The organism is Acinetobacter sp. YH12046, from assembly GCF_013419905.1.
GTDB lineage: Bacteria > Pseudomonadota > Gammaproteobacteria > Pseudomonadales > Moraxellaceae > Acinetobacter.
The window spans coordinates 71,462-98,220 of sequence record NZ_VOZF01000004.1 but is presented as its reverse complement, the minus strand read 5'-3'; the positions used below and the strand labels follow the sequence as shown (position 1 = coordinate 98,220).

General features: G+C 43.3%; 21 protein-coding genes, 2 tRNA genes and 1 pseudogene. 11 read left to right on the top strand and 13 right to left on the bottom strand.

The window, feature by feature from the left end; all coding sequences use genetic code 11:
• Positions 1-367 precede the first annotated feature (367 nt).
• The 5 genes from FTU03_RS04600 to FTU03_RS04580 form a co-directional block, all read right to left on the bottom strand.
• Complete coding sequence (locus tag FTU03_RS04600; protein ID WP_179992188.1) at positions 368-1,762, bottom strand: AAA family ATPase; 1,395 nt, start codon at positions 1,760-1,762, stop codon at positions 368-370.
• Between the two features lie 39 nt (positions 1,763-1,801).
• Positions 1,802-3,304 carry an AAA family ATPase gene (locus FTU03_RS04595; RefSeq protein ID WP_034590271.1) on the bottom strand — a complete coding sequence of 501 codons (1,503 nt, stop codon included), beginning with the start codon at positions 3,302-3,304 and terminating at the stop codon, positions 1,802-1,804.
• Positions 3,305-3,323: 19 nt separating this feature from the next.
• The gene (gene hisIE, locus FTU03_RS04590) at positions 3,324-4,106 is read right to left on the bottom strand and encodes a bifunctional phosphoribosyl-AMP cyclohydrolase/phosphoribosyl-ATP diphosphatase HisIE (protein WP_159122705.1); all 783 of its coding nucleotides are present in this window, start codon (positions 4,104-4,106) and stop codon (positions 3,324-3,326) included.
• 215 nt (positions 4,107-4,321) lie between these two features.
• Positions 4,322-5,209, bottom strand: a complete 888-nt coding sequence (locus tag FTU03_RS04585) for an SDR family NAD(P)-dependent oxidoreductase (protein ID WP_034169744.1) — start codon at positions 5,207-5,209, stop codon at positions 4,322-4,324.
• Between the two features lie 296 nt (positions 5,210-5,505).
• Complete coding sequence (locus FTU03_RS04580; protein ID WP_179992187.1) at positions 5,506-6,783, bottom strand: bifunctional O-acetylhomoserine aminocarboxypropyltransferase/cysteine synthase; 1,278 nt, start codon at positions 6,781-6,783, stop codon at positions 5,506-5,508.
• A 319-nt stretch (positions 6,784-7,102) separates the two neighbouring features.
• Here FTU03_RS04580 and ettA point away from each other — a divergent pair, with 319 nt between their 5' ends.
• Positions 7,103-8,764, top strand: coding sequence for an energy-dependent translational throttle protein EttA (gene ettA, locus FTU03_RS04575; RefSeq protein ID WP_005233568.1), 1,662 nt, complete (start codon positions 7,103-7,105; stop codon positions 8,762-8,764).
• A gap of 43 nt (positions 8,765-8,807) precedes the next feature.
• Here the strand turns inward: ettA and FTU03_RS04570 are convergent, their stop codons facing one another.
• From FTU03_RS04570 to tnpA, 7 genes are all read right to left on the bottom strand, one after another.
• Entirely contained in the window at positions 8,808-9,218 is a 411-nt protein-coding gene (locus FTU03_RS04570; protein WP_159122703.1) for an SEL1-like repeat protein, read from the bottom strand.
• Between the two features lie 318 nt (positions 9,219-9,536).
• Positions 9,537-9,878 (bottom strand): hypothetical protein, encoded by a 342-nt coding sequence (locus FTU03_RS04565; protein ID WP_004787163.1) that lies wholly within the window; start codon positions 9,876-9,878, stop codon positions 9,537-9,539.
• A gap of 143 nt (positions 9,879-10,021) precedes the next feature.
• Positions 10,022-10,097: transfer RNA gene (locus FTU03_RS04560), tRNA-Glu, on the bottom strand.
• A 36-nt stretch (positions 10,098-10,133) separates the two neighbouring features.
• A tRNA-Ala gene (locus tag FTU03_RS04555) sits at positions 10,134-10,209 on the bottom strand.
• A 57-nt stretch (positions 10,210-10,266) separates the two neighbouring features.
• Positions 10,267-11,775: a glutamate--tRNA ligase gene (gltX, locus tag FTU03_RS04550; protein WP_159122702.1), complete on the bottom strand. Its 1,509-nt coding sequence runs from the start codon at positions 11,773-11,775 to the stop codon at positions 10,267-10,269.
• Positions 11,776-11,914: 139 nt separating this feature from the next.
• Positions 11,915-12,220, bottom strand: a complete 306-nt coding sequence (locus FTU03_RS04545; protein ID WP_159122701.1) for a hypothetical protein — start codon at positions 12,218-12,220, stop codon at positions 11,915-11,917.
• Between the two features lie 473 nt (positions 12,221-12,693).
• Positions 12,694-13,092: an IS200/IS605 family transposase gene (gene tnpA, locus FTU03_RS04540; RefSeq protein ID WP_004970281.1), complete on the bottom strand. Its 399-nt coding sequence runs from the start codon at positions 13,090-13,092 to the stop codon at positions 12,694-12,696.
• 59 nt (positions 13,093-13,151) lie between these two features.
• Here tnpA and FTU03_RS04535 point away from each other — a divergent pair, with 59 nt between their 5' ends.
• From FTU03_RS04535 to FTU03_RS04490, 10 genes and pseudogenes are all read left to right on the top strand, one after another.
• Complete coding sequence (locus FTU03_RS04535) at positions 13,152-14,459, top strand: RNA-guided endonuclease TnpB family protein (RefSeq protein ID WP_131260640.1); 1,308 nt, start codon at positions 13,152-13,154, stop codon at positions 14,457-14,459.
• A 59-nt stretch (positions 14,460-14,518) separates the two neighbouring features.
• Positions 14,519-14,725 (top strand): annotated as a pseudogene (locus tag FTU03_RS04530) (sulfate ABC transporter substrate-binding protein); the annotation flags it as partial.
• Positions 14,726-14,967: 242 nt separating this feature from the next.
• On the top strand, positions 14,968-15,987 hold the full coding sequence (locus FTU03_RS04525) for a sulfate ABC transporter substrate-binding protein (protein ID WP_159122700.1): 1,020 nt from the start codon (positions 14,968-14,970) through the stop codon (positions 15,985-15,987).
• 190 nt (positions 15,988-16,177) lie between these two features.
• A complete protein-coding gene (rsmH, locus tag FTU03_RS04520; RefSeq protein ID WP_034702209.1) occupies positions 16,178-17,089 on the top strand; it encodes a 16S rRNA (cytosine(1402)-N(4))-methyltransferase RsmH in 912 nt (303 codons plus the stop codon).
• 10 nt (positions 17,090-17,099) lie between these two features.
• The gene (ftsL, locus tag FTU03_RS04515) at positions 17,100-17,432 is read left to right on the top strand and encodes a cell division protein FtsL (protein ID WP_004787146.1); all 333 of its coding nucleotides are present in this window, start codon (positions 17,100-17,102) and stop codon (positions 17,430-17,432) included.
• Positions 17,433-17,447: 15 nt separating this feature from the next.
• Positions 17,448-19,271 carry a penicillin-binding protein PBP3 gene (gene ftsI, locus FTU03_RS04510; RefSeq protein WP_179992186.1) on the top strand — a complete coding sequence of 608 codons (1,824 nt, stop codon included), beginning with the start codon at positions 17,448-17,450 and terminating at the stop codon, positions 19,269-19,271.
• Between the two features lie 11 nt (positions 19,272-19,282).
• The gene (locus tag FTU03_RS04505) at positions 19,283-20,779 is read left to right on the top strand and encodes a UDP-N-acetylmuramoyl-L-alanyl-D-glutamate--2,6-diaminopimelate ligase (RefSeq protein ID WP_179992185.1); all 1,497 of its coding nucleotides are present in this window, start codon (positions 19,283-19,285) and stop codon (positions 20,777-20,779) included.
• Between the two features lie 8 nt (positions 20,780-20,787).
• Complete coding sequence (murF, locus tag FTU03_RS04500) at positions 20,788-22,191, top strand: UDP-N-acetylmuramoyl-tripeptide--D-alanyl-D-alanine ligase (protein ID WP_179992184.1); 1,404 nt, start codon at positions 20,788-20,790, stop codon at positions 22,189-22,191.
• Positions 22,192-23,310 (top strand): phospho-N-acetylmuramoyl-pentapeptide-transferase, encoded by a 1,119-nt coding sequence (mraY, locus tag FTU03_RS04495; protein ID WP_179992183.1) that lies wholly within the window; start codon positions 22,192-22,194, stop codon positions 23,308-23,310.
• Between the two features lie 58 nt (positions 23,311-23,368).
• The gene (locus tag FTU03_RS04490) at positions 23,369-24,172 is read left to right on the top strand and encodes a putative RNA methyltransferase (protein WP_179992182.1); all 804 of its coding nucleotides are present in this window, start codon (positions 23,369-23,371) and stop codon (positions 24,170-24,172) included.
• A 58-nt stretch (positions 24,173-24,230) separates the two neighbouring features.
• Here the strand turns inward: FTU03_RS04490 and ponA are convergent, their stop codons facing one another.
• Positions 24,231-26,759 carry a penicillin-binding protein PBP1a gene (gene ponA / locus FTU03_RS04485; RefSeq protein WP_179992181.1) on the bottom strand — a complete coding sequence of 843 codons (2,529 nt, stop codon included), beginning with the start codon at positions 26,757-26,759 and terminating at the stop codon, positions 24,231-24,233.

Genomic DNA, 26,759 nt, shown 5'->3' with positions numbered 1-26,759 from the left:
CGACCCAAAACTTCTCGATCTTGAAAGCCAGAATGATATTCAAACAGAATAAAACAGTTGTATTGCGCAACTTATAAACGATAGCAAATTCCGATTTTACAACGAAAATTGCAAGTAAAACCGATCATATTACAGGATAACCACAACATCAATGTTTTTATGTAGAACTTGTAGATTATACGTAAGCTTGGTTTTGATATGGGGTGCATGGTTGAACATCTCGTACAAATTTGACCGAAAATAAAGATCAAACTCCCTGCATTTATTGATAAAAATTTATAACTTCTTGATCAGAAATGCAGAAAATCAAAACCTATTCTTGCATCCTGATTTTAATTTTTAAATTGCATTATCGTTTCAGCACTAGTTAAGAAGATTGAGGCAGGCTTTGTGAATTATCCTGACTCAACAGTTGTAAAAGTTCTTGCTGCTGTTCTGTGCTTAGCTGTTCCTGAATCAGTTGCAAAACAGACTGAGCCGTCAAGTTGACTATTTCTGGTTCCTGAAGTGCATCTTCAACTTTTTCTATATCTGAATGATTTTGCCTCATCTCAAGCGGCAACTCTGCATAAAAATGATCATACTGAACCTGCATTGGATTTAGATGGATAGGATGCAGCTGTTTATTTTCCAGTTTTAAACACTGAAAATCCTGAGCCTGTTCCAGCAATTCCGGCCGGTTTCCAGTCACAATAATCTGCAAGTTAGGAAATGCCTGATGCAGACGCGGTAAAATGACGGCGGCCATGTCCTGATCCAGTTGATGATCAATTTCATCAATCAGTAAAATGCCAGTACCTTCCTGACAGGGAAATAAGCTGTGCGGATTAAGCAGACAAAGGCGCCGTACAACATCTCCCACCAGTGCAATCCAGTTCCGGATACTGCTCGACAACTGCTGAAAGCTAAAGGTGTGATCCTGATAACGCACCATCAATTGCAGCTTGGGCTGGTAGTCCAGATAAATCTGGCTAAGTTCTGGTAGTACAATGGATAAAGCTTCACGCAAGGCAGTCAGGCTCGGTGTATGCATATGTGCTTTAGCTTTTTCAATTTGTTGGACCAGCTGATCTGCCTGTATATCATCCGATTGCTGTAGCGCCTGATCTAGAATCTGGTCAATGATCTTGGCACTTTGTGCATTTTCGATATCACTGATTTCACGAAACCATTCAAAGAAACGTGCAAAAGTCGTAAAAGGGATAGCAGTAATTTCATAGGCATGCGCAGTCTGAAAAATGGCCTGATTATTTTTGCTGAGTAAATTGATTTCATTGACGAAGCGTTCAGCCGGATAATAGGCGACCATAGGCAGACCGAGCAAAGGGTCATGTTGTCTTGCCTTTTGATAGAGATTCACCATGGCATCGAGTTGCTGGGTTTCCGCTTTGGCAAAGCCAATGCCCTGACTATTTAAGGTTTTATATAACTGCCAGGAACAGGATTGGGCAGGGGCTGCTTCTCCCTGTGCTGATTCAGGTAATGGTCCCAAATCATCAGGAAAACGCACCTGGATATCAATTTTGGATTGCAGACGATTTTGCAGGATATCCTGATCCAGCATACTTAAACCTGCGGTACGCAAGTCGCGAAAACGTGCAGAAAACCAGGTCAAAGCCTGATAACTCAAGCGCAGCAAGGTGGTTTTACCGGAACCCTGATCACCCAGAATTAAAGTCACAGGTGTTTTTTGCAGATCAAAATCGAGCTGAATATTAGAAAAGTGCAGAGCATGTTTGAGTTGTATTTTTTCGATGTGCATGGATCACCTGTGCCGTGATTTTTACATCTATGTTTTACCTTAGCCAACGGCTTGGCGCAGTGACTGTGGCATCCTGATTTTCAGTTGTTGAATGAGGTCATAAATGTGATGAATATTTAAGCTTACTTTAGCACGAGTACAGGCCACGTAAAGCAGACGTAACTCTTCGTCACTAATTTTATGGTCTTTCTCATTCAGCTTGAACTGGTAGTCATCTTCAATATGCACACGATCCCATTCCAGACCTTTGGCCTTATGCGCGGTAGAGATGATGTAGTCCGCTTGTCCGATTGGGGTGATTTTGGCGAGGGCAGTTTTCAGGGGATCAGTGCCATGTTCATCGACCAGTTTGACTAAAGGCTTGATATCACTGCCTTCATTGGTCTCACAGTATTCGTGTACATCATGCCAGGAATTAAACCAGGCCAGTTCAGGTACATCAACCACACGTTTGCCCTGTTTCAGCATCGCAGCGGCATCAACAAAACGGTTTAATTTGACATGATCGGCTTGCAGGCTGACTTTATCGCCACGTACTAAACCGGCAAGTAATAGTTCCATAGCACGCGCATTGGTCCGGCATAGAATCGCATCGCGTAATTTAGTGTGCGGTTTATTGACGACTTTGGAGTTTAAGTGCGGATTACCGAGTAGGGGCACGGTTTCATTCAATGCTCCCAAAATCGCATTGGCATTTAACGCAATTTCAGGCCCGAAACGGAATGAAGTGGTCAGACGAGATTCGGGTAGCGGCAGCTGCTGCATGGCATTCACTGCGCCACGCCAGGCATAAATCTGCTGATGCGCATCGCCGACATAGATGACCTGAGTGCTACGCTGTTTCAGCAAAATTCCTAGCATCAGTGGGTCGGCATCCTGTGCTTCATCAAACAGCACATAGTCGGCAGGAATATTGGGCTCAGACAATGCCCAAAGTTTCAGGTAAATATCATGCCCAATCCCGGCCTGATGATTGGGATCAATTGACTCTAACCAACGCCGTTCAACTGCTGGATAAAGTTTCTTTTGCAATGCTTCAATATCATCTGGGTGTAGCCAGCTCGGTGCCTGAATATGTCGCGGGGCGGGATATTGCGAACTGGTTGAGCAGAAATAGCCAACTGCATTCGCGACCAGACTGGCCAGACGCGAAGGCATCAGTACATATTTTTCATAACGTCCGCCCATCATCCGGCGCAAGGTCATCGGTTCAAGGCGATATTCTTTGGCAATAAAGCTTGGACTTAAACGCGGTAGGCGTAGTTTATCCGTGACTCCACGTGGAACACTGCGAAAAGCCAGGGAGTGGAAAGTACGGCAGTCCACACCCCGATGAAACTTGTTTTGTGCTTCTGAGGCAATGGATTTATTAAACGCCAGATACATGCCGCGCCGTTCCGGCATGGCATCACTGATCATTTGCAGGGTCGTAGTTTTACCTGTGCCCGCATAGGCAATGACTTTAAAAGATTTTCCCAGACGTGCGTTATCAATGGCAGTGGCCTGCTCATAGGTCGCTTTGGGTTTTTGCAGATCAGACACAGGTAGATTCATTCACGACTTAATGTTGACGATTGGCTTTTTCAACCAGACCGGATAGACCCTGACGGCGTGCCAGTTCATTCAGGACCAGTTGTGGATCAAGGTCAAAATAACCAAGCATGACAATGGTATGGAACCACAGATCAGCTACTTCATAGATCAGGTCATTCTTGTTGTCTTCAGAGGCTTCAGTTTTGAAATCTTTAGCCGCGATCACGGTTTCAAAGCTTTCTTCACCGACTTTTTCCAGAATCTTGTTTAAACCTTTATGGTACAGCTTGGCCACATAAGAGGATTCCGGATCAGCTTTCTTACGCTCTGCCATCATCTCGCCCAAGTATGATAATACTTCAACCTGTTCAGACTGAGCAGTTGAGGCATTCATAGCAAGGGTATGTGGATTTGTTGATTTTTCACCATAGATTGCTGCTGGATCTTTAATTTGTGCATCCACAATTTCCCAGCCATTCGGTGTCAGTTTACGATAGAAACATGATTCACGGCCGGTATGGCAGGCAATACCACCATGCTGTTCAATCTGTAAAATAATCACGTCCGCATCACAGTCCAGACGGATTTCATGCACAGTCTGGAAATGACCAGATTCTTCACCCTTATGCCATAACTTGTTACGTGAACGGGAGAAATATACCGCCTGATTTTTTTCAGCAGTTAAAGCCAGCGCTTCACGATTCATCCAGGCGACCATCAATACACGACCAGTTTGATGGTGCTGGGCAATGGCAGGGATCAGACCTTGTTCGTTAAATTTTACTTCATCGAGCCATTGCACGTTGTTCATAAGGGTTTCCATTAATTGAATCAGAATATAAAAAGATGGATAGGAAATATCCGTCCATAGTGTACGTGATCTCGTCGCATTTGCGGCAAAAATCTGTACCTGAAAAGACAGGATGTGTCGTTAGGCACATTCAGATTATAAACCTGAGCGGTTGAATCTCTAAAGTGCAGAAATAAAATAGCCGCCCTTAGGCGGCCGAAATATTCTTGAAGAAATTACCAATGCTCGCCCGGGAAGATCCGCGCATAGGCCTTTTGCACCCAGTTCAGTTTTTGCGGCTGACCCACTGATGCTGAAGAGCTTGGGAACAGGTTATAACCGATCGACATCAGGACATTGTTGATGTCTGGTGCAATCGCATAGGTAATCGAAGCCAGACGTCCCAAATTGGTTGCGACTTTCTTCGGACGTTTCACAATCGCATAAGCAACCAGTTCAGCTGCCTGTTCCGGAGACAGGGTAGGCACATATTTATAGATCTTGGTCGGTGCGATCATTGGTGTACGAACCAAAGGCATATAAATTGAAGTGATTGCAACTTTATGTGAATGGACTTCTGCAGACAGACAGCGGCTGAAAGCATCCAGTGCCGCTTTAGATGCGACATAAGCCGAGAAGCGGGTGGCGTTCGCCAATACACCAATCGAGCTGATATTAATGATATGACCTGCACGGCGAATCATCATTTGCGGCAGGATATTCATCACCAGGCGCACTGCACCAAAATAATTTAGCTGCATGGTACGTTCAAAATCATGAAAACGATCCACTGATTCATGCACTGCACGGCGAATCGAGCGGCCCGCATTGTTAATCAGGATATCGATATGGTCGACTGAAGCAATAATCTGTTTGGACACTTCATCAATGGATTCCATATTGTTGAGATCACATGGAAATACCGAAGCTTTACCGCCTTTGGATTCAATTTCTTTTTTTACTTGTTCTAGGGTGTCTTTGGTACGCGCGACCAGTAAAACATGTGCGCCAGCATCTGCCAGCTGATGTGCCGTCGTTAAACCTATACCACTGGATGCGCCTGTAATAAGGACAGTTTTACCTGCAATACGTTTTTCCAATTGTTTCTGTAGTCTAGTTTTCACGTTTGTTATCCCTAATTTGAAGACTGCGTTCAAATTATTTTTATTAAAAAATCAAAGATGGCTCTAACAGAGATAAGAGCGAAGATGAGTACTAATATGATAACTAATTATTTAAGAAAATCTATACATTAAATTATTGAAAATAAAATAAAAATTAGAGTAATTGCTCTATTTGTGTTCGCCGTTTCAATTGATTTTTATCATGAAAATAAATCACAAAGCAAGTGATTGTATTCAAAAAAATAAATAAAAAAACTCCAGCATTTTTGCTGGAGTTTTCTGCTTTAAAATGGCGCTTAAACTGCTGCGAGAGACTGTTCCAGATCCGCAATCAGGTCATCAATATGTTCAATCCCGATCGATAAACGAACCATATCTTCACTCACACCTGCTGATTTAAGCTCTTCAGGATTGAGCTGGCGGTGGGTGGTCGTTGCCGGGTGGCAGGCCAGACTCTTCGCATCCCCAATATTTACCAGACGGGTGAACAGTTGCAGGGCATCAATAAAACGGGCACCGCCTTCACGGCCACCTTCTACACCAAAAGTCAGAATGGCAGACGGTTTACCTTTCACATATTTTTGTGCCAAAGCATGCTGCGGATGATCTTTCAGCCCGGCATAATTGACCCATTTTACTTTCGGATGCTGCTGCAAATATTCTGCAACCTTCAGCGCATTTTCGGTATGACGTTCCATACGCAGGCTCAAAGTTTCCAAGCCTTGCAGAATTAAAAATACATTTTGCGGGCTGATCGCTGCCCCGGTATTACGCAGAGGTACGACACGAGCACGCGCGATATACGCCGCTTCACCTAAAGCTTCAATATAATTCACACCATGATAACTCGGATCAGGTGTATTCAGAGCAGGGAAACGCTCGGCATGTTGACCCCATGGGAACTTGCCACTATCCACGATAATGCCGCCAATCGAATTACCATGACCGCCAATGTATTTGGTGAGTGAATGCACCACGATGTCGGCACCGAAATCAAAAGATTTCTGTAGGACTGGTGTCGCTACAGTATTGTCGACGATGACTGGTACGCCATATTCATGCGCAATCTTGGAAATCGCTTCGAGGTCAATAATATTGCCCAGTGGGTTTCCAATTGATTCCACAAAAACCAGTTTGGTTTTGTCATCAATCAGATTACGTAGAGCTTCCGGATCTTGATAATCAAAGAAGCGAACTTCGATCCCTTGTTTAGGCAGCGTATGCGCAAACAGGTTATAAGTGCCACCATATAAAGTGGACACCGAAGCAATATTGTCACCCGCTTCAGCAATGGTCTGAATCGCATAGGTAATCGCAGCCATACCCGAAGCCAATGCCAGCGCACCAATCCCGCCTTCCAGAGCTGCAATACGTTGTTCTAGCACCGCTGTGGTAGGGTTCATAATGCGGGTATAAATATTGCCCTGAACTTTCAGGTCAAACAGATCGGCACCGTGCTGAGTATTGTCAAAGGCATATGAGGTGGTTTGATAAATTGGCACTGCCACAGCTTTAGTAGTAGGTTCCGGGCTATAGCCTGCGTGAATCGCTAAAGTTTCTGCTTTATGAGTCATGATCGTTGGTCTTCTTGTGTTTTTAGCTGTAATGAAACTGCTCAAATATTAGCACTTGAAATATGAAGAAAAGTGCATATTTATTCAAATGAATATCTTAATTAACGATATAGCATCAATAAAATAATGCAAGTTTAGGTGTTAGAAATGCTGTTTGAAAAATAAACAGGATTAAACTTGTAACAAGGCATTAACTTCACGTGAATGGCTTATGTTTTGAAGACTTTCTGCGTATAATAGCCGATTATTTTTTCGCTCATGATTGAGCAGGGGGAGTTTGTTTCTTCCCCCATTTGGTTTTTCAATTGAGGAGTCCTACGTGGCCCAATATATTTATACGATGAACCGAGTGTCCAAGATGGTTCCGCCAAAGCGCGAAATCCTCAAGGATATCTCCTTATCATTTTTCCCAGGCGCAAAAATTGGTGTGCTTGGTCTGAACGGTGCAGGTAAATCTACTTTGCTTCGTATTATGGCGGGCGTAGATAAAGATTTCTCTGGTGAAGCACGTGCGCAACCGGGTATCAAAATTGGTTACCTCGAGCAAGAACCACCACTTGATCCAACCAAAGACGTTCGTGGCAACGTTGAAGACGGCGTACGTGAAGCACTTGATGCATTAGAGCGCCTTGATCAGGTATTTGCAGACTATGCAGATCCAGATGCAGACTTCGATGCACTAGCAAAAGAGCAGGAAAAACTGGAAGCAATTATCCAGACTTGGGATGCGCATAACCTGAATAACCAGCTGGAACAGGCTGCAGCAGCATTAAATCTGCCTGCATGGGATGCAGATGTAACCATGCTTTCAGGTGGTGAACGCCGTCGTGTTGCATTGTGCCGTTTACTGCTGTCTAAACCAGACATGCTGCTTCTCGACGAACCAACTAACCACTTGGATGCAGAGTCTGTATCTTGGCTGGAACGCTTCCTGAAAGACTTCCCGGGCACCATCGTAGCGATTACGCACGACCGTTACTTCCTTGATAACGTGGCCGAGTGGATTCTGGAGCTTGACCGTGGACATGGTATTCCTTACCAAGGTAACTATTCTTCTTGGCTGGAACAGAAAAATGCGCGTTTAGAACAAGAGAACAAGCAGGAAGAATCGTTTGCTAAAGCATTGAAAAAAGAACTTGAATGGGTTCGTTCAAATGCGAAAGGCCAGCAGAAGAAAAACAAAGCACGTATGGAGCGTTTCGAAGAGCTTAACTCTCGTGAATTCCAGCAACGTAACGAAACATCTGAAATCTATATTCCACCTGGTCCGCGTCTGGGCAACAAGGTGGTTGAAGTTGAAGGGATTAGCAAATCGTTTGGTGACAAACTGCTGTATAAAGACTTGTCTTTCACAGTACCACCAACAGCGATTGTCGGTATCGTAGGTCCAAACGGTGCAGGTAAAACTACATTGTTCCGTATGATGACGGGCGAACAGCAACCCGATACTGGTACAGTGACTTTGGGTGATTCTGTAAAAGTTGCTTATGTGGGTCAGATTCGTGACACCCTGGATGACAATAAAACCGTTTGGGAAGAAGTGTCTGGCGGTCTGGATATCCTGAAAGTGGGTGATTACGAAATTGCATCTCGTGCTTATATTGGGCGCTTTAACTTTAAAGGCCAAGATCAGCAAAAACGTGTAGGTGAATTGTCAGGTGGTGAGCGTAACCGTTTACAACTTGCGAAAATCCTGCAACAAGGTGCGAACGTAATCCTGCTCGATGAACCATCAAACGACTTGGACGTAGAAACTTTACGTGCGTTAGAAGATGCGATTTTGGTCTTCCCGGGCTGTGTGATGGTGGTATCGCATGACCGTTGGTTCCTGGACCGTATTGCGACTCACATCTTGTCATTTGAAGATGAGACTCCAGAATTCTTCACCGGTAACTATACCGAGTTTGAAGAGTATCGCCGTAAGAAATATGGCGATGATCTGGCAGCGAAGCGTCAGAAATATCGCAAAATTGGTGCTTAATCAAAGCGCATAAAAAAACCAGCTTTCGGGCTGGTTTTTTTCTTTAATATTGGACACTCATTTGGCTATAAGTATTTGATAACAGTTGTGCAGCTTTTAAATGACCTTGCTGTTTAGCCTTATTCAGCCATTCCTCAGCATGAAAATAATTCTGATCTAAACCTAGACTACCTTTAAGAAAGTGTTTACCCAGTCTATATTGCGCTTCGGCGTGACCACGTGTTGCTGCACTTAAGTAGTTCCAGAAAGCATTGCGTTGATAATTTTCTTGCTGCTCTAGCTGCGTAATTTGAAATTGTTCAGCTTGGCGTTGCTTTAAAATATGGCAAAGCTTTTCAAACTGTACAGCTTCCAGATAATAGGTGTCTGCTTCAGAAATATAATTTTCCATTTCTGAACCTGTTGGCTCATCATGAGAAAACAGAAAATGTATGACTTTTTTAAGTTTAAGCATTTTTATTCCTCACCTTTGCCATTATTAACAATTAATTAAACTATCCACTAAAGACTACAATATAAAGCGGTTTTATTTCGGTAATGAATTACATGCTTTTAGTCTCATGTTGATATTTTTGTGTATTTAATGAGCAAAAACAAGCAGTAGAAATAAAAAAACTTCATTTTAAAAGTGAAGCAAATTGGAAGAAATATAAATTTGTTGTTCTAGTCGACATTTTGATATTAGGGGTTAGAAGATTTAGTTTTACTAATAAAAAAATCTTGCATAAACATGCAAGATTTTTCGGCTTTGAAAATGAGTGAACTCTAGAAATCAGATTTCCCACTCATGATTGCATTCACGGCATTTCCATTTCTTTTGGCTTTGCATGAAAGCCTGCATGGAAATTTTAAAATCAGGCAAATCTTTATAGAACATGAAGCCTGCGATCAGACAGATAATAAACACGATCACAGTAGCGGTCTGTAAAGTCGTACCTGCACCATCTCCAAAAATCCACATCGCGATGCTAATGATGACCAGCAGCAATAATACAAACAGGGCAGGCACCAGCATGATCAGGCTTTTAGGCACGACTGGGCGCGCCGCCGGTTGACCTGGCTGAGCAACGGGCATGATTTTTGGGCTTTGACATTTAGGGCAACGATATTGCATTACTACTCCAAAATTCTAAATTACTGATTATTTTATCGGAAGATACGCAAAAACCGAAATACCGCCAATATAAAACAGACAGACAATAAAAAACCCAAGTCACAATGCTTGGGTTTTTTATTAAGATGTTGCCATCTTGAATATGGCGTCCCTACGGGGATTCGAACCCCGGTTACCGCCGTGAAAGGGCGATGTCCTAGGCCTCTAGACGATAGGGACAAATGAGGCAAATACACAGGTAAAGCAAGACTTATTTGGTGGAGTCAAGGAGGATCGAACTCCTGACCTCTACAATGCCATTGTAGCGCTCTACCAACTGAGCTATGACCCCAGTCTGTGTGAGCGCTATATTATGGATATAACGCTTAGACGTCAACTAAAAAATAAATTAAGCTTGATCAACTGCTTCATTTTTCGGCAGTTTCAGACTCTCATTCAGTTTTTCCCAAGCTTTTACTTCTTTCTTGCTAGGAGCACCGACCACTTCCAGCGCGTGGCGCAGACGGGCAAAAGTTAGATCCGGACCAATAGTGACCATGGTCTGCATGACTGGGGTAGAAGCGGTTGAACCGGCAATCGCAATAAAGAACGCTGGCATAAAGTCACGTAATTTAATGCTCATCTGATTCGCCAGATCCATCAACGTTTGGCTAACAGTGTCATTGTTCCAGGTGAACAGGCTTTCTAGACGCCAGATCGCAAATTGCAGGCTTTGACGCACTTGTTCTTCAGAAAGTTTTTTGCTTTCGAACTGTTCTTTAGTCAAAGTCGGGAAATGGTTGAAATAGTGCGCTGACCAGTTCACTGCTTCAGACAGCAGATTGATCCGTGGTTGAATTGCAGCAGCGATTTCTTCCAGTTTGGCACGGTCTGCTTTCCAAGCCAGTAAGGTATCTAACAGTTCAGCAGGAGAGAGAGCTTTAATCCATTGGCCATTTAACCAGTTGAGTTTCTCAATATCGAAGATAGGACCACCCAGAGAGACACGGTTAATGTCAAAGTGTTCAATCATTTCAGCCAAAGTGAATTTTTCACGCTCATCTGGCATTGACCAGCCCATACGGCCTAGATAGTTCAGCAATGCTTCTGGCAATACGCCGATATCTTTGTAGTAGTTAATTGAGGTCGGGTTCTTACGTTTAGACAGTTTTGATTTGTCTGGGTTACGCAGTAGAGGCATGTGGCACAGGACTGGCATGTCCCAACCAAAGTATTTGTACAGCAACTGATGTTTCGGTGCAGATGGAATCCATTCTTCACCACGAATCACATGCGTAATTTGCATCAGGTGATCATCAACCACGTTTGCCAAATGGTAAGTTGGCAGACCATCCGTTTTTAGCAGAATTTGCATGTCGACTTGCGCCCATGGAATTTCTACTTCACCACGGAGCATGTCATTAAAGGTACATACCCCTTCAGTCGGCACTTTCATACGGATCACGTGCGGTTCACCAGCTGCCAGACGACGTGCCACTTCTTCTTTAGACAGTTTTAGACCGCGGCCATCATAGCGTGGAGTTTCGCCACGAGCCTGCTGTTCAGCACGCATTTCATCCAGTTCTTGCGCTGTTGCGAAGCAGTAGAAGGCATGACCTTTATCTACCAGTTCTTCTGCGTATTTTTTATAGATGCTCATGCGTTCTGACTGACGGTACGGTGCATGTGGACCACTGACATCTGGACCTTCTGACCAGTTCAGGCCTAACCAGCGTAGGGAGTCCAGAATCATTTTTTCAGATTCAGGAGTAGAACGCAGCTGATCCGTATCTTCAATACGAAGAATGAATTCGCCACCGTGCTGTTTGGCAAAACACAGGTTGAACAGGGCAATATAGGCAGTTCCCACATGCGGGAAACCGGTAGGAGAAGGTGCAATACGAGTACGAACAGTCATAACCGGATCTAATCTTAAATATAAAATTGCAGCTATTATAACGAAAAAGCCACATCACTTAATGCTTTATTCAACATTGAATGATGCGGCTTTTCAGGATGAGCAAAATATAACGAATGTGGAGAACTAAAACTAAGTCTTATGAATTGCTCGGAGAAAAGATACTTTGCACAAAGCGGGTAAAGCGCAAGTTTTGAGCTGCAAAAAAGCTTTGAGTCGGATTTGATTTGAACGCAGTCAGCGCTTTAAGTTCATCCTCAGTATGAAAAGCATTTTTATCAGCTTTATGTTGCTGAATTGCTTTTTCAATTGGTGAGGTTTTCACTTCAATTGCACTTACAGAGGCTTTAGGTAGCTCTGTTTTCACAACTACGGCATGGCCAAGTTGAATCGAGAACAGCGTGATAAGACTTAGGATGCTGGCTGTAAATATTTTAAATTTCATATCCAAACTTCCTCCTTGGCTTTGGTTAATCTTGTTTTGTTAAAAATGTTGTTATAATACTGGCTACAATCTAATCACATTCAGATATGAAAAAGTAGAACCAAGTCACATTTTTTACAAAAAACTAATATTTCTCTGTGGAAAATTACTAAATCTCAGGATTTCCACATTTAAGTTGCCTATTTGTAACAGATAACTGTGTAGAGATCGTGAAGAACTGTTTTATATTGTAGCAGGATATTAAATTTTTAGGGGAAAATGTATCCGAAATGAATTGTGAGCATATATATCAAAAATAGAATATGATTGGATAAAATATTATAAACACATGATTGTTAAGTAATTTTTTTGTTTATATAGTGCTGAGTAAATTAGCAATGAGTGCCCATCATGAAAAAGATAATAACTTCTACTATCTCCAAGTGAAAGAGGACTCCACCCGTCAGTCAGGGTGGAGGTGAATTTCACAAATTTCAACCTTGTTGATTCTGAATATATTGTTTGATTATTTCCAAAGGCGCACCACCACAAGACCCTGCAAAATATGATCTTGACCATAAAACAGGTTTTGTATAATTCCCTCTCAAGTCTAAAAACTCATTTCGCATTCTTCTACTTGTTACAGACTTTAAATTATTAACCAATTTGCTTAACTGTACCGTTGGTGGATACTGAATAAGCATGTGAACATGGTCGGATTCACCATTACATTCCTTTAATTCAGCATCAAAATCTTTACATATTTCAGTTGCACACTCATTGAAATATTTATGATGCAACTCACCTAGTATTTTTTTTCGATATTTCGTTATAAAAACTAAATGAACATGAAGATTAAAGGCTGAATGTCGGTTTTTATATATCTCACTCATTGAAAAAATATACCTAAAATGTTAGAATCAGCACCATATTACCAGATACACACTCATTAATGAAAATCAATAAAGCGTATAAATTTAGGCTTGAGCCTAATGTCGAGCAAGAGGTTATTTTAAATAATCTCGTTGGCTCTGCACGCTTTGTTTGGAATCAAATATTAGCAATTTCATTTGAAATGTTTGCTCAAAATAAACACATTAATGCGGTGAATCTAGTAAAAAAGATAACAGCACTGAAAAAGAATCCTCAGTTTAGCTTTTTAGATGGAAATTCAAATGCTGTGTCACTTCAACAAAAAGTTCGTGATCTTGCATCAGCATGGGGGAAGTTTTTCAACCCTAAAGAACATGCTCGACTAAAAGAAAAAAAGCGCAAACCTAAGAAACCTAAATTTTTTAAATTGGCTGATGGTACTGAGGTTCAGTTGCGCCCACTTATGCCTAGATTTAAGAAAAAATCAGACGGTTATGATTCCATTCGCCTTGTACAATTCGATAAATACTGTTGGGTTAAAGGAAATAAACTCAAACTCCCTAATGGCGTAGGTGTTATTAAATTCAGGAAGTCGCAAGAGATTCTAGGCACAATAAAAAATGTGACGATCAGTAAGGTGTCAGGACGTTGGTACGTTTCATTCTGTACTGAAACAGAACTTACTGAAATGCCGATCCACCCATCAAAATCAGCGATTGGTGTTGATCTTGGTGTTAAGAAATTAATCACTACCTCAAATGGTCAGGTCTTTGACCCGATCAATAGCTTTAAAACCAATCAGATTAAATTAGCTAGACTTCAACGGAAGCAGAGAAAGAAAGTTAAATTTAGTCAAAATTGGAAAAAACTGAATTTTAAAATCAATAAACTACATCATCACATTGCCAATATTCGTCATGACTACTTGCAAAAAATCACTACAACGCTCAGCAAAAACCACGCAATGATTGCTGTTGAGGATTTAAAAGTAGCAAATATGTCGAAGTCAGCAAGTGGCACAATCGAAAATCAAGGAAAGAATGTAAAAGCTAAGTCAGGCTTAAACAAATCAATCCTAGATCAAGGTTGGGGCATGCTCGTTAGTATGTTGGAATATAAGCAACAATGGCGAGGTGGATTACTTGTAAAAGTTGATCCGAAGTACACAAGTCAAACCTGCTGTGAATGTGGTCATGTAGCAAAAGAAAACCGACAAACTCAAGCTAAATTTGAGTGTGTCGGATGCGGTTATGTTGCGAATGCGGATTTAAACGCATCTCGTAATATATTGTCGGCAGGACATGCCGTTTTGTCTGTGGAGGGTGGATGCGGTAAAGGTCGCCCTAAGAAGCAGAAAGCAAGCGAAATCCGTGAGGAAGTCGCCTAAGAGCTTTGCTTTTAGAATCCCCCACTTGAGTGAAAACGAAAGTGGTGGGAGTATGTCAATTATATTCACCAAAAGGGCAGGAGCTGGCAGCGAAATATTACTTCCGTCCACGTGATGCTAAAGCAGCAGCAAAATATGCGGCGCAATTCCCAAAAATCCAGACTTTTACCATTGATAAAGTCTTTGGCGGCTGGGCAAAAGCGCAGAAAACCCATTTTGTGAATGGAGCCATCTACGATCAAATCTCTGCGGAAAACCGTAAATAATTCTAATTACTGAACCATAAGTAGAAAGCGGATAATTTATTATCCGTTTTTTTTATATCTAAAGCATAAAATGCTATAAAAATAGAATAAGCCTTTAATTTAGATATTTTTATTATATAAAACATGAAATTAAAACAAAAAATAACTAAATATTACCCTGTATGCACTTTGTTTGCTCAATTGCGAAAAATAATTTTATTTCATATAGTTATATCTAATGAAGATAATCTCCCGATGCTCTTATGAAAACTCAATTAAAATCACTGGTTAGTGCTGCCTTATTGGCAACAGGTCTGACATTTACTGCAACTGCGAGCCAAGCCGCGGATCGTGAATTCCTGAACGTTTCTTATGATGCGACCCGTGAATTCTATGACGAATTCAACAAATCTTTTGGTGCCTACTGGAAAAAACGAACCGGTATTGATGTGAACTTTAAACAGTCTCACGGCGGTTCAGGTAAACAGGCCCGTTCTGTGGTTGACGGTTTAAAAGGTGATGTGGTGACCTTGGCATTGGCAAACGATATTGAAGAGATCGTAAGATCTGGTCAGATCCAGCCAGGCTGGCAAAAAGAGTTCCCGCACAATTCTGCACCTTATACTTCAACGATTGTCTTCATGGTACGTAAGGATAACCCCAAAGGAATTAAAGACTGGAAAGATCTGACTAAACCGGGTGTAGAAATTATTACACCAAATCCGAAAACTGGTGGCTTGCCACGTTGGGTTTATCTGTCAGCTTGGGGTTATGCAGAGAAACAGCCGGGTGGTAGCAAAGCCAAAGCCCAAGAATTTGTCGGCAAGCTTTATAAAAACGTCAAAGTGATGGACTCTGCTGCACGTGCATCGATGACCACATTTGCTGAACGTAATATTGGTGATGTGTTGTTAACTTGGGAAAATGAAGCCCTAGTAACACAAAAAACTCTCGGTAAAAATAAGTTTGATATCGTTTATCCATCTTTGACCATTCTGACTGAACCCTCTGTAGCCATCGTAGATCGTACCGTAGATAAAAATGGCAATAAATGGTTAGCTAAAGGTTATATCAACTATCTTTACTCTCCACTTGGTCAGGACATGGCAGCACGACATTTCTACCGTCCACGTAATGAGAAAGTATTAGCCAAATATTCATCACAGTTCCCAAAAATTAAAACCTTTACCATTGATGAAGTATTCGGTGGCTGGGCCAATGCACAGAAAACTCACTTTGTGAATGGCGCAATCTTCGACCAGATCTATAACTCGAAGCGTTAATCTGTTGATTAGAAAATAAATTTAAAATATAAAAAAGCTTCCTCGATGGAGGCTTTTTTATCGGCTGTCGAAAAATAAAAACGGTTTTCTCTATAGAAATTAATATTTATCTACAAAAAGTCGTTTGGAGCTTTAGCTAAACAGAGTGATAATGTGCAGTTAAATTTTTCGCCCTATTGATTGAGTTTTTATGTCACATATTTCTGTATTACTTCACGAAACGATTGATGCCTTACTGGCTGGTCGCAATACGGGAATTTATGTGGATGGAACCTTTGGTCGCGGTGGGCATACACGTTTATTACTTTCCAAATTAGATGAAAATGCACGCGTCTATGCTTTCGATAAAGACCCGCAAGCATTGGCTGTTGCCGCAGAACTGGAACAGGGAGATTCACGTTTTAAAATTATCCATGCCAGCTTCGCTGATTTAAAACAGGCATTAGCTGAGCAGGGTATTGAAAGTGTAGATGGTGTGATGGCTGACTTAGGGGTGTCTTCACCGCAGCTGGATCAGGCAGAACGCGGTTTCAGCTTTATGAAAGATGGCCCGCTGGATATGCGTATGGACAACTCGCAAGGTCCGACTGCAGCAGAATGGCTGGTGGATATTGAAGAAGAAGCACTGGCCAATGTGATTTTTCAGTATGGTGAAGAGCGTTATAGTCGTCGTATAGCCAAAGCGATCAAGGCTGCCGGATATATTGATACCACAGCCAAACTGGCGGAAATTGTGAAAGTTGCCCATCCAAAATGGGAAAAAAATAAACATGCTGCCACCCGAACTTTCCAGGCAATTCGTATTGCTATTAATAAAGAATTAGAAGATATTGAAACTTTCCTCCCTCAAGCGGTTGAGATTTTAAAACCAGAGGGACGTTTGGCTGTGATCAGCTTCCATTCACTGGAAGATCGGTTGATTAAGCAGTTTATTCAAAAAGAATCAACGCTTGAAGAAGATTCAGGCTGGGGAATGCCGCAACAACAAAAGGATACGCGACGTTTAAAGAAAATCGCCCGGGTCAAGGCAAGTGATGAGGAAGTTAAAGCCAATCCTCGTTCACGTAGCGCATGGCTGCGCGTGGCAGAACGTTTAGCTTAATAGGCACATCATGAAAACTGAAGTGGTTGATAAAAAAACAGAAAAGTTATGGCTGAAAAAAGTCATTGTTTACCTCATATTAATGTTGATGGTCTTCATCAGTGCGGTATTTGTCGTCTTCCAAGTCTTTGAATACCGTCAGGATAACCGCAAACTGAGCACCTATCTGCGTGAACGGGATGATTTGAATGCAGAGTGGGGACGTTTGCTGATTGAACAGCAGACCTTTGGTGCGACCGCGCAGATTGGTACCCGTGCAGTGACTCAGTTAAGGATGTATTCACCCCCGATTTCACAGAGTGTCGTGATTTCCTTACCACAACCTTCAGATGAGAAAAAATAAGGCTAGCGCTCGAACATGGTAGACAAGAGAAAGAAGCAACCGGTACGTAAAAAGCAGTCCGTCACCGAGAAAAATGCCTTAAATGTTTATATCAACCGTTTTTACATCATGTGGGCCGTGGTGCTGCTGTGTTTTGTGACACTGATCGGCCGAGCTTTCTATGTGCAGATTATCAATAAAGACTTTCTGCAAAATAAAGCCAATGCCAATATTCTGCGAACCAATACCATCAAGGCCATGCGTGGCGTAATTTATGATCGTAATGGTATTCCGCTGGCGATCAGTACGCCGATTATGAAAATCGTGATTGACCCACGTGACTATTTTGATAATAAAAAACTCTATGATGAAACCATGCTGGCACTACAGAAAGAGCCGAATAGCCGTAAACTAAAACGCCAGCTCCCAGATAAAAACCTGAATCTGGATGAGCTGGCTGATGCAGTGGGTATGGATCGTGCTGAATTGCGCAAAAAGATGGAAGAGCGTCCACGTTCACGTTATCTGATCCTGAAAAAAGAAGTGCCGCCACAACAGGCGGAACTGATCATGAAGCGTAATTTCCAAGGTGTGTATACCGAGAAAAACTATAAGCGCTATTATCCTCAGCCCCAGCCAAACTCCCAGATTATTGGTCTGACCAATAGTGAGGGAATTGGGATCGAAGGTCTGGAGATGCAGCTGAATACCCGTCTTGCCGGTCAGGATGGTGAACAGCAGATTATCCGTGACAAAAAAGGCAACCGCGTTAAAGAACCGGAAGTGATTAAAGAAGTTGAGCCAGGTGAAAACATTACCCTGAGTATCGACTCACGTTTACAGTACATTATGTATCGTGAACTCACTGCAGCAGGCGTCGCCAATAATGCCCGCTCCGCAACAGCGATTGCAGTTGATGTCAAAACCGGTGAAATTCTGGCAATGTCTTCTTGGCCATCTTATAACCCGAATGACAAGAATGGCTTATTAAATAAAGACGCAATGCGTAACCGTGGCGCTGTCGATTCCTTCGAGCCGGGTTCAACCATGAAGCCGCTAACTGTGGCGATGGCTCTAGAGAGCGGGAAATATACGGCCAATTCGGTCATCAATACGAGTCCAGGTAGTATGCGGGTCGGAAACCACACTATTCGTGATACGCATAACTATGGTCAGTTGACATTGGGTGGGATTATCCAGAAATCATCAAACGTCGGTGTAGCTAAATTAGCTTTGTCACTGCCGTATGAAACTTTACCGACTTTCTATAAACGTCTTGGTTTTGGTCAGCGTTCCGCAGTGAAATTTCCGGGTGAAAGTTCTGGTCTGATTCTGCCGCCAAGTAAATGGAATGTGTCTGAAGTAGCAACCATGGCTTATGGTTATGGTCTGAATGCGACTGTGCTGCAACTGGCTGATGCCTATGCCATGCTGGCGAACAAAGGTGTGAAATTGCCTTTAAGCCTGTATAAATTAGAAGAACAGCCACAAGGCGAGCAGATGATTGATCCACAAATCGCAGAACAGGTTCTGCTGATGATGGAAACTGCGACGCTGCCTGGTGGTACAGCAACCCGTGCAACCGTACCTGGTTATCGTGTTGCAGGTAAAACGGGTACTGCGCATAAATTGCGTGCCGACCGTAAAGGCTATTCAACCAGTGAATACCGTGCTTTATTTGCTGGTGTAGCACCCGTGAGTGATCCGCGTATTGCTATGGTGGTGGTCGTGGAAAATCCGCAAGGGTCTTATTATGGTGGTACGGTATCTGCACCTGTCTTTGCCCGTGTGATGCAGGAATCTTTACGCCTGCTAAATGTCCCGTTGGACAAACCTTTAGAATCTCCCAAAGTCCAGTAAATAGGTGATCAATGTCCATTACATTTCAAGATCTCTACGCCGTTCAAGAACCTGCTGAATGGATGCGACAATCCTTTCAGGGTTTCGAACTGGACAGCCGCAAAGTTAAACTGGGGCAAATTTTTATTGCCCTGACCAGCTTGTCTCAACCTGAAAAAACCGCAGAATATGCCAAAAAAGCCCTGTCATTGGGTGCACTGGCCGTAATTTCAGAACAAGAGCTAGGTGTTACTCCAGCTTTGGTAGTACCCAATGTCCGTCACTTGATGGGCGAGTGGCAAAAGCGCTATCTGCAAGCGACTCAGCCAGTCAAGGCTGCCCGTATTCTGGCCGTAACTGGTACCAATGGTAAAACCACAATTTCCCGTCTGGTTGCTGAGTTGCTGATGCTGCAAGGCAAAGCTTGTGCAGTTATGGGGACTACAGGGAATGGTGTCTTGCCGAATCTGGAAGCCTCTTCTCATACCACACTGGATGCCCTGCAATTGCAAAATGCCTTGCATGCCTATGCACAGGCAGGCGCGGAATTTGCTTCAATTGAAGCGAGTTCGCATGGTCTGGAGCAGGGCCGTCTGAATGGTTGTGCGATTGAAATTGCGGCTTATAGTAATTTAAGTCGTGACCATCTCGACTATCACGGTACGCTGGAAGCTTATGCAGAAGCAAAATCGCGTTTATTCAGCTTTGAATCTCTGAAAGTTGCAGTCATCAATATTGATGACGCACATGCAGAGGTGATGCTGAATACTGCAAAAGCCAATCCGAATCAGCCGAAAATTCTGACTTATTCTTTGTCGCAAGCAGCTGATTATCAGGTTCAGGATATCCAGTACAGTATTTCCGGTGCTGAATTCAAACTGATCACTGCACAAGATATATTTACTGTGCATAGTCCTTTGCTGGGTCATTTTAATATCGAAAATCTGGTTGCCAGCCTGGTTGTGGCAGAGCAAGCCGGTTTTGCATTAGCCGATTTAATTGCAACTGTGCCCGAGCTGAAAGGTGCCCCAGGCCGTATGCAGGTCATTCGTGATGATGAGCGTCTGTTTGTCGTGGATTATGCGCATACTCCGGATGCCCTGACTCAGGTCTTGCTTACGCTGAAGCGCCATGTCAGCCAAAAACTCTGGGTTGCTTTTGGCTGTGGTGGTGACCGTGATCGTGGCAAACGCCCGTTGATGACTCAAGCGGCCCTCGAAGGTGCTGATATTGCAGTGCTGACTTCGGACAATCCACGTACTGAAGATCCAAACCAGATTTTCGCTGACATGAAGCAGGGTATCGATTTTTCAGGCAAAACCTATCATGAAACTCATGACCGTCGTGAAGCAATCCGCTTTGTAGTCGACCAGGCACAGCCAGGTGACATTGTGGTGATTGCCGGTAAGGGACACGAAAATTATCAGGAGATTGATGGGGTGCGACATTGGTTTGATGATGTGGTCGAGGTACAGGCCGCGATTGATGCCCAGCATCACAACCGTGATTTAGCATTTCCAGCGCATTAGGATTTTACATGCATACTTCAACAACAAGTACCGTGCCTCTAGAGCCATGGACAATTGAACAGTTACAGCAAGCCACTCAGGGTTATTGGCTGAATGATAAAAAACCTGAAGGCCAGATTAAGCGGATTTTAACTGATTCCCGTCATGCCGAAGCAGGTGATGCTTTTCTGGCATTGAAAGGTGAGCGTTTTGATGCGCATGACTTTATCGCACAAGTGGCTGAGAAGGGCTGTGGAATCGCGATTGTCAGCCAACCTGTTGACGCAGATATTTGTCAGCTAGTAGTTGAAGATACTCGCCTGGCGCTGGGTCATCTTGGCGCATATCGTCGTCAGCAAAATCCACAGCTCAAAGTCATTGCTTTGACTGGCAGTAGCGGTAAAACCACGACCAAGGAAATGCTGGGCAGTATCCTGTCACGTCTGGCACCGACTTTAGTCACTCGCGGTAACCTGAATAATGATTTGGGTGTCCCAATGATGTTGCTGGAACTGCGTGCTGAACATCAGTATGCGGTGATGGAGCTGGGTGCGAGCCATCAGGGTGAAATTGATTACACTTCCAATCTGGTACAGCCGCATGTGGCCGGTATCATTAATATCGGTACTGCACACTTAGGTGAGTTTGGTGGCCGTGATGGGATTTGTCGCGCTAAATCTGAAATCTATTCACATATTTCTGAAACTTCGATTGTGCCTGCAGCGGATGATTATGCCGAGCAGATTCGTGCAGCCGTCAAAACCGAGAAGACTCTAAGTTTTGGTCAGGGCGGTGATGTCTATGCAACTGACGTAGAACTACATCCGCAATCTGCGACTTTCACGTTAAATACACCACAAGGCACTATAACTGTAAATCTGCCATTTGCTGGTGAACACAATGTGCAGAACGCAACTGCAGCAGTGGCTTTCTCTTTGGCGATTGGTATTAGTCTGGATGATATCGTGGCTGGCCTTGAACAGGCTGTTGGTGCCAAAGGTCGTTTGAACTTTATTCCGCACAAAGATTTTTTATTTATTGATGATACCTACAATGCCAATCCAAGCTCGATGCGTGCAGCGGCTGAAGTTTTAGCGCAGCAGCAGGGTATTCGAGTGATGGTGACCGGTGATATCGGTGAACTGGGTTCATCTGCCGCGATCGAGCATTATAAACTTGGTCGGGATCTGGTATCGGTCAAAGGCATTAATTTTGTGGTGGCTGTGGGTGAATTTGCTCCAGCTGCACAAGAAGGTGCACGTGGTACGCAATATGGTAAGAAGATGCAGGCTTTCCTCAATCAGGAGCAGGCTTTACCATTTTTAATTGATTTGATTGAAACACATCATCCCCAGCCAATGTCTTTTCTATTTAAAGGGTCGCGTTTTACCCATATGGAAACATTAATGGCTGCATTGATGGAGAAACTCTAAATGCTGTTATGGCTATTTGACCAGCTGGCGGGCTTTGATAGCACGTTTCAAGTGGTTCGTTATCTAACTTTACGTGCTTTGCTCAGCGTCTTGACCGCTATGACTATCGGTTTGGTCTTGGGTCCGATCATGATCCGCAAATTGCAGGCACTAAAATATGGTCAGGCAGTAAGTTCGTTTGCTCCTGAGAATCATGCCAAGAAAATGGGTACACCGACCATGGGTGGGGTACTAATCCTGCTCTCAATCGGGATCTCCACCTTACTGTGGGCGGACCTGACGAACCCTTATGTCTGGATCGTGCTCTCGGTGATGGTGATTTTTGGTGCCGTTGGTTGGGCGGATGACTGGATTAAAATCCGTTATAAGGACAATGCCGGTCTACCTGCACGCAAGAAATTCTTCTGGACATCAGTGGGTTCTTTGGGTGCTGGTATTGCACTGTATGTGATCGCACAGCAGCAATCGAATCCGGTTGTGACTGCCAATATGCTGGATGTGCTGATTCCATTCTTTAAGGATCACACCATTCCATTGTCCGTGATTCCGTTGGGAATTGGCTTCATTATTTTCACTTACTTCGTGATTAATGGTGCATCCAATGCCGTAAACCTGACCGATGGTCTGGATGGTCTGGCAATTATGCCAATTGTCCTGGTTGCGGCAGGTTTAGGGGTATTTGCTTATCTGGCAGGCGATGTACGTTTCGCTAACTACTTACATATTCCTTATGTGAAATATTCTTCTGAACTGGTGGTCATCTGTGCTGCGATGATTGGTGCCGGTCTGGCATTCCTCTGGTATAACGCTCATCCAGCCCAAGTGTTTATGGGTGATGTGGGTGCATTATCTTTAGGTGCAATGCTGGGTACAATTGCCGTGATGGTACGTCAGGAAATCGTGTTTGCGATTATGGCAGGTGTATTCCTGGTGGAAGCAATTTCAGTCTTCCTGCAAATCGGTTCATTAAGAATGCGTAATAAACGGGTATTCCTGATGGCGCCGCTGCACCACCATTATGAAAAGAAAGGCTGGCGTGAAACTCAAGTCGTCATCCGTTTCTGGATTATTACGATTATGCTAGTAGTTTTGGGTCTAATGACCTTAAAATTACGCTAAGAAATGCATTTGAAAAAGTCGGCGCATGCCGGCTTTTTTGTTTTGGAGAAATTAAAAAATGAACCTACTGATGTGTCCTGTTTGTCGTGAGCAGTTACGCTTAAATGAACGTACATGGCGCTGTGACAATCAGCATAGCTATGATATAGCCAAGCAGGGTTATGTGAATTTGCATGTGGTGCAGCATAAACATAGTAAAAATCCAGGTGATACGCCTGAATCTGTGCAGGCACGCCGTGCATTTCTGAGTGCAGGCCATTATGCGCCTTTGCAACAGGCTGTGGTCAAGAAAATCCGTGAGCTGCGGATTGAAAATCTGCTCGATATTGGTTGTGGCGAAGGCTATTACACCAATGCCATGCAGGCTGAAGTCATGCAATGTGTCGGCGTAGATATTGCCAAAAATGCAGTTCAGGTTGCAGCTAAACTGAATAAAGAAATTACCTGGGTGGTAGGGACAGGGGCAACCTTGCCGGTATTGGATCAATTCATTGATCTCTGTACCAGCTTATTTAGCCCGATTCCGAAACAGGAAATCTTGCGGGTATTAAAGCCAAAATCTTATTTGATGGTAGTGACGCCTGCACCACAACATTTGTACGCGATGCGTGAAGCCTTATTTGAGGAAGTGAAAGTACACGAGCCACAGAAATTTGTTGAGCAGTTGCAGGATGTATTTAATCTGGTAAGTGAACAGGTGATTGATGCGCCAATGACTTTGCCTCAAGCGGATTTAAAAAACCTGATTGCTATGACTCCCTATGCTTATAAAGCCAAACCTGAACGCCGTTTGGCACTTGAGCAGCAGGATCAATTCGATTTAATGGCCCAATTCCAGATTTATGTATTTCAGAAGAAGTAAATCGGTTATTTAGAAATAAAAAATCCCTCATTATTGAGGGATTTTTTATTGGTTCAGATTATTCAAGTTCTTCAATCAAGTTTTCCAAAGGATCCACCACCCGATTTGGTTGTAGTGGCTGGTCTCTTGGCGCCACTCTTTCATCATCCGGTATGCGGATTTCCTGATCAGGCAAATCTTCAAAATCATTGCTTTGTCGTTTAGGTGCTACAACCGGGGCAGGGCGATATAGAGGCGTCGCTAAAGGTGGAGAAGACGGATCATGCTGTTCCTGCTCACCTTGCACTACTTTATTACGGTTAATAGGTGCTTTAGCATTACGATCCAGGCGAACCCAAGCTTCTGGTGTACCTTTTAAGGCATTACCCATAAAGTCGGTCCAGATTGGTAAGGCTGCCACGCCACCGTATTCACGGCGACCTAAAGTTTTTGGCTGGTCGAAACCGACCCAGGCAACGGTGACCAGCTTGCCATTAAAACCTGCAAACCAGGCATCTTTGGCATCATTGGTGGTACCGGTTTTACCCCCAATATCGCTACGACCAATTCTTAAAGCAGCACGTCCCGTACCATGCTGAATCACATCACGCAGGATATTGGCCATATCATAAGCAGAACTAGATTTTAAAATACGTTCTGCCTGACGGTAATTACTGTCTTCAGCCGAGATTTTTGGTGTCTCTGGTTTTTGCGCTAGGGTCTTGTTATTGATTTCAATTGCTTCATCATCAGGAGTGAGTGCGCCTGTTGGTTGAGGACTTTCTTCCTGAGCATTAATACACGAGATGCAGGCATATTCAGGCTTAGCCTCAAAAATAGTCTTGCCATAGGCATCTTCGATACGCGTAATAAAATGTGGCTGAATCCGATAACCGCCATTGGCGAACGTAGCATAACCAGTGGCCATCTGGATTGGTAAAACCTGAGGCGTGCCTAGAGCAATGGTGTAGTTACGTGGAATCTGGTTATCCTGCAAGCCAAAATCCATAAATAACTGACGGGTACGTTCAATACCGACGGTTTGTAATAGACGAACTGAAACCGTGTTACGTGACAGATATAAAGCACGACGTAAAGGAATCATCCCTAAATAACGGCCATCCGAATTACGCGGACTCCATTTACCAATAGTAATCGGTGCATCATTGACCATGGTGTGTGGAGTCATACCACGTTCTAAAGCCAGAGCGTAAACGAAGGGTTTAATAGTTGAACCCGGCTGACGCCAGCCTTGAGTCGCACGGTTAAATTTGGATTGATAAAAATTATAACCACCGACAATGGCTTCAATCGCACCATTATTCGGGTTCAATGCAATTAATTGGCCCTGTACCTGAGGCGTTTGTACCAGTGCCCAGGAACTTTTATTCTCGTTAGGTCTTAAACGAACAATATCTTTAACTTTGACAATCTGTGATGCTCTGCTTGGTGCAGCACCTACACTATCTGCACTACGATAAGGACGGGCCCAGGACATGCCTGACCAAGGCACAGTTACGGTTGTACCATCCTGCATCAACGCTTCAAAGCTATTATTATTGACCTTGGTCACTTCAGCAGGATAAGTATTGGCATAGACACGGAAATTTTGCAGGGGCTGATCATGAGCTTCGGCACCTCGCCAGCCATGACGACGATCATAAGCTTCTAAACCGTCCTGTACCGCCTGTTCAGCATAAGCCTGACGTTCACTATGGATCGTCGTGTAGACTTTATAACCTGAATCTATGGCCTGTTCACCAAAATTTTCTACCAGTTCGGAGCGAACCATTTCACCGACGTAGGGAAATTTGTTACGCGTACTGCGGTCAGGCATATCCAGGTTAATCGGTTCAGCAATGGCTTCCTGATATTGGCTTTGATTCAGATACCCCAATTGCAGCATGCGACCTAAAATCCAGTTACGGCGTTCTAATGCACGTTTAGGGTTGGCCACCGGATTATAACGAGAAGGTGCTTTAGGTAGGCCAGCAATCATTGCCATTTGCGCAATCGAAAGCTCATCTAAACTTTTGTTGTAATAGATTTTCGCTGCTGCCGCAATGCCGTAAGCATTTTTTCCCAAGAAAATTTTATTGACATATAAAGTCAGAATTTCTTCTTTACTTAAATTCTGTTCTATTTTACGTGCCAGGAAAATTTCAGTCAGCTTACGCTTTAAAGTACGTTCGGGACTTAAATAGTAGTTTTTAGCGACCTGCATGGTAATGGTCGAACCACCAGTCTGTACATCAGAGCCGGTAATGGTTTCACTGACTGCACGTCCTAAGCCTTTAAAGCTGATCCCGCTGTGTTCGAAGAAACTAGAATCTTCTGCAGCGAGGAAGGCGTGAATAAATTCTTTCGGAATCTGTTCATAATTCACAGGAACAGAAAGCTTGCCACCATACTCTGCAATGAGCTCATTATCTGAGCTAAAAACTTGTAAAGGCTTTAATAAAGGTGCCTTTTTAAGCGTAGACATTTCAGGCAAAGATGGGGCAATATAGAGATACATGCCATAGAAACCCATCGGAATTGAGATCAAAATAATGATAATGATCAAAAAAAATGGATGAACAAGGCCTGAACAAGATAGCTTTTTCAT

Bases quoted from the DNA above. Each gene is read 5' to 3' on its own strand.
- gltX (WP_159122702.1), bottom strand. From the start codon at position 11,775: ATGACTGTTCGTACTCGTATTGCACCTTCTCCTACCGGTTTCCCGCAT.
- ponA (WP_179992181.1), bottom strand. From the start codon at position 26,759: ATGAAAAAGCTATCTTGTTCAGGCCTTGTTCATCCATTTTTTTTGATC.
- FTU03_RS04570 (WP_159122703.1), bottom strand. From the start codon at position 9,218: ATGCTTAAACTTAAAAAAGTCATACATTTTCTGTTTTCTCATGATGAG.
- FTU03_RS04580 (WP_179992187.1), bottom strand. From the start codon at position 6,783: ATGACTCATAAAGCAGAAACTTTAGCGATTCACGCAGGCTATAGCCCG.
- tnpA (WP_004970281.1), bottom strand. From the start codon at position 13,092: ATGAGTGAGATATATAAAAACCGACATTCAGCCTTTAATCTTCATGTT.
- mraY (WP_179992183.1), top strand. From the start codon at position 22,192: ATGCTGTTATGGCTATTTGACCAGCTGGCGGGCTTTGATAGCACGTTT.
- FTU03_RS04525 (WP_159122700.1), top strand. From the start codon at position 14,968: ATGAAAACTCAATTAAAATCACTGGTTAGTGCTGCCTTATTGGCAACA.
- FTU03_RS04565 (WP_004787163.1), bottom strand. From the start codon at position 9,878: ATGCAATATCGTTGCCCTAAATGTCAAAGCCCAAAAATCATGCCCGTT.
- ftsI (WP_179992186.1), top strand. From the start codon at position 17,448: ATGGTAGACAAGAGAAAGAAGCAACCGGTACGTAAAAAGCAGTCCGTC.
- hisIE (WP_159122705.1), bottom strand. From the start codon at position 4,106: ATGAACAACGTGCAATGGCTCGATGAAGTAAAATTTAACGAACAAGGT.
- FTU03_RS04545 (WP_159122701.1), bottom strand. From the start codon at position 12,220: ATGAAATTTAAAATATTTACAGCCAGCATCCTAAGTCTTATCACGCTG.
- FTU03_RS04505 (WP_179992185.1), top strand. From the start codon at position 19,283: ATGTCCATTACATTTCAAGATCTCTACGCCGTTCAAGAACCTGCTGAA.
- murF (WP_179992184.1), top strand. From the start codon at position 20,788: ATGCATACTTCAACAACAAGTACCGTGCCTCTAGAGCCATGGACAATT.
- FTU03_RS04535 (WP_131260640.1), top strand. From the start codon at position 13,152: ATGAAAATCAATAAAGCGTATAAATTTAGGCTTGAGCCTAATGTCGAG.
- rsmH (WP_034702209.1), top strand. From the start codon at position 16,178: ATGTCACATATTTCTGTATTACTTCACGAAACGATTGATGCCTTACTG.
- ftsL (WP_004787146.1), top strand. From the start codon at position 17,100: ATGAAAACTGAAGTGGTTGATAAAAAAACAGAAAAGTTATGGCTGAAA.
- FTU03_RS04490 (WP_179992182.1), top strand. From the start codon at position 23,369: ATGAACCTACTGATGTGTCCTGTTTGTCGTGAGCAGTTACGCTTAAAT.
- FTU03_RS04600 (WP_179992188.1), bottom strand. From the start codon at position 1,762: ATGCACATCGAAAAAATACAACTCAAACATGCTCTGCACTTTTCTAAT.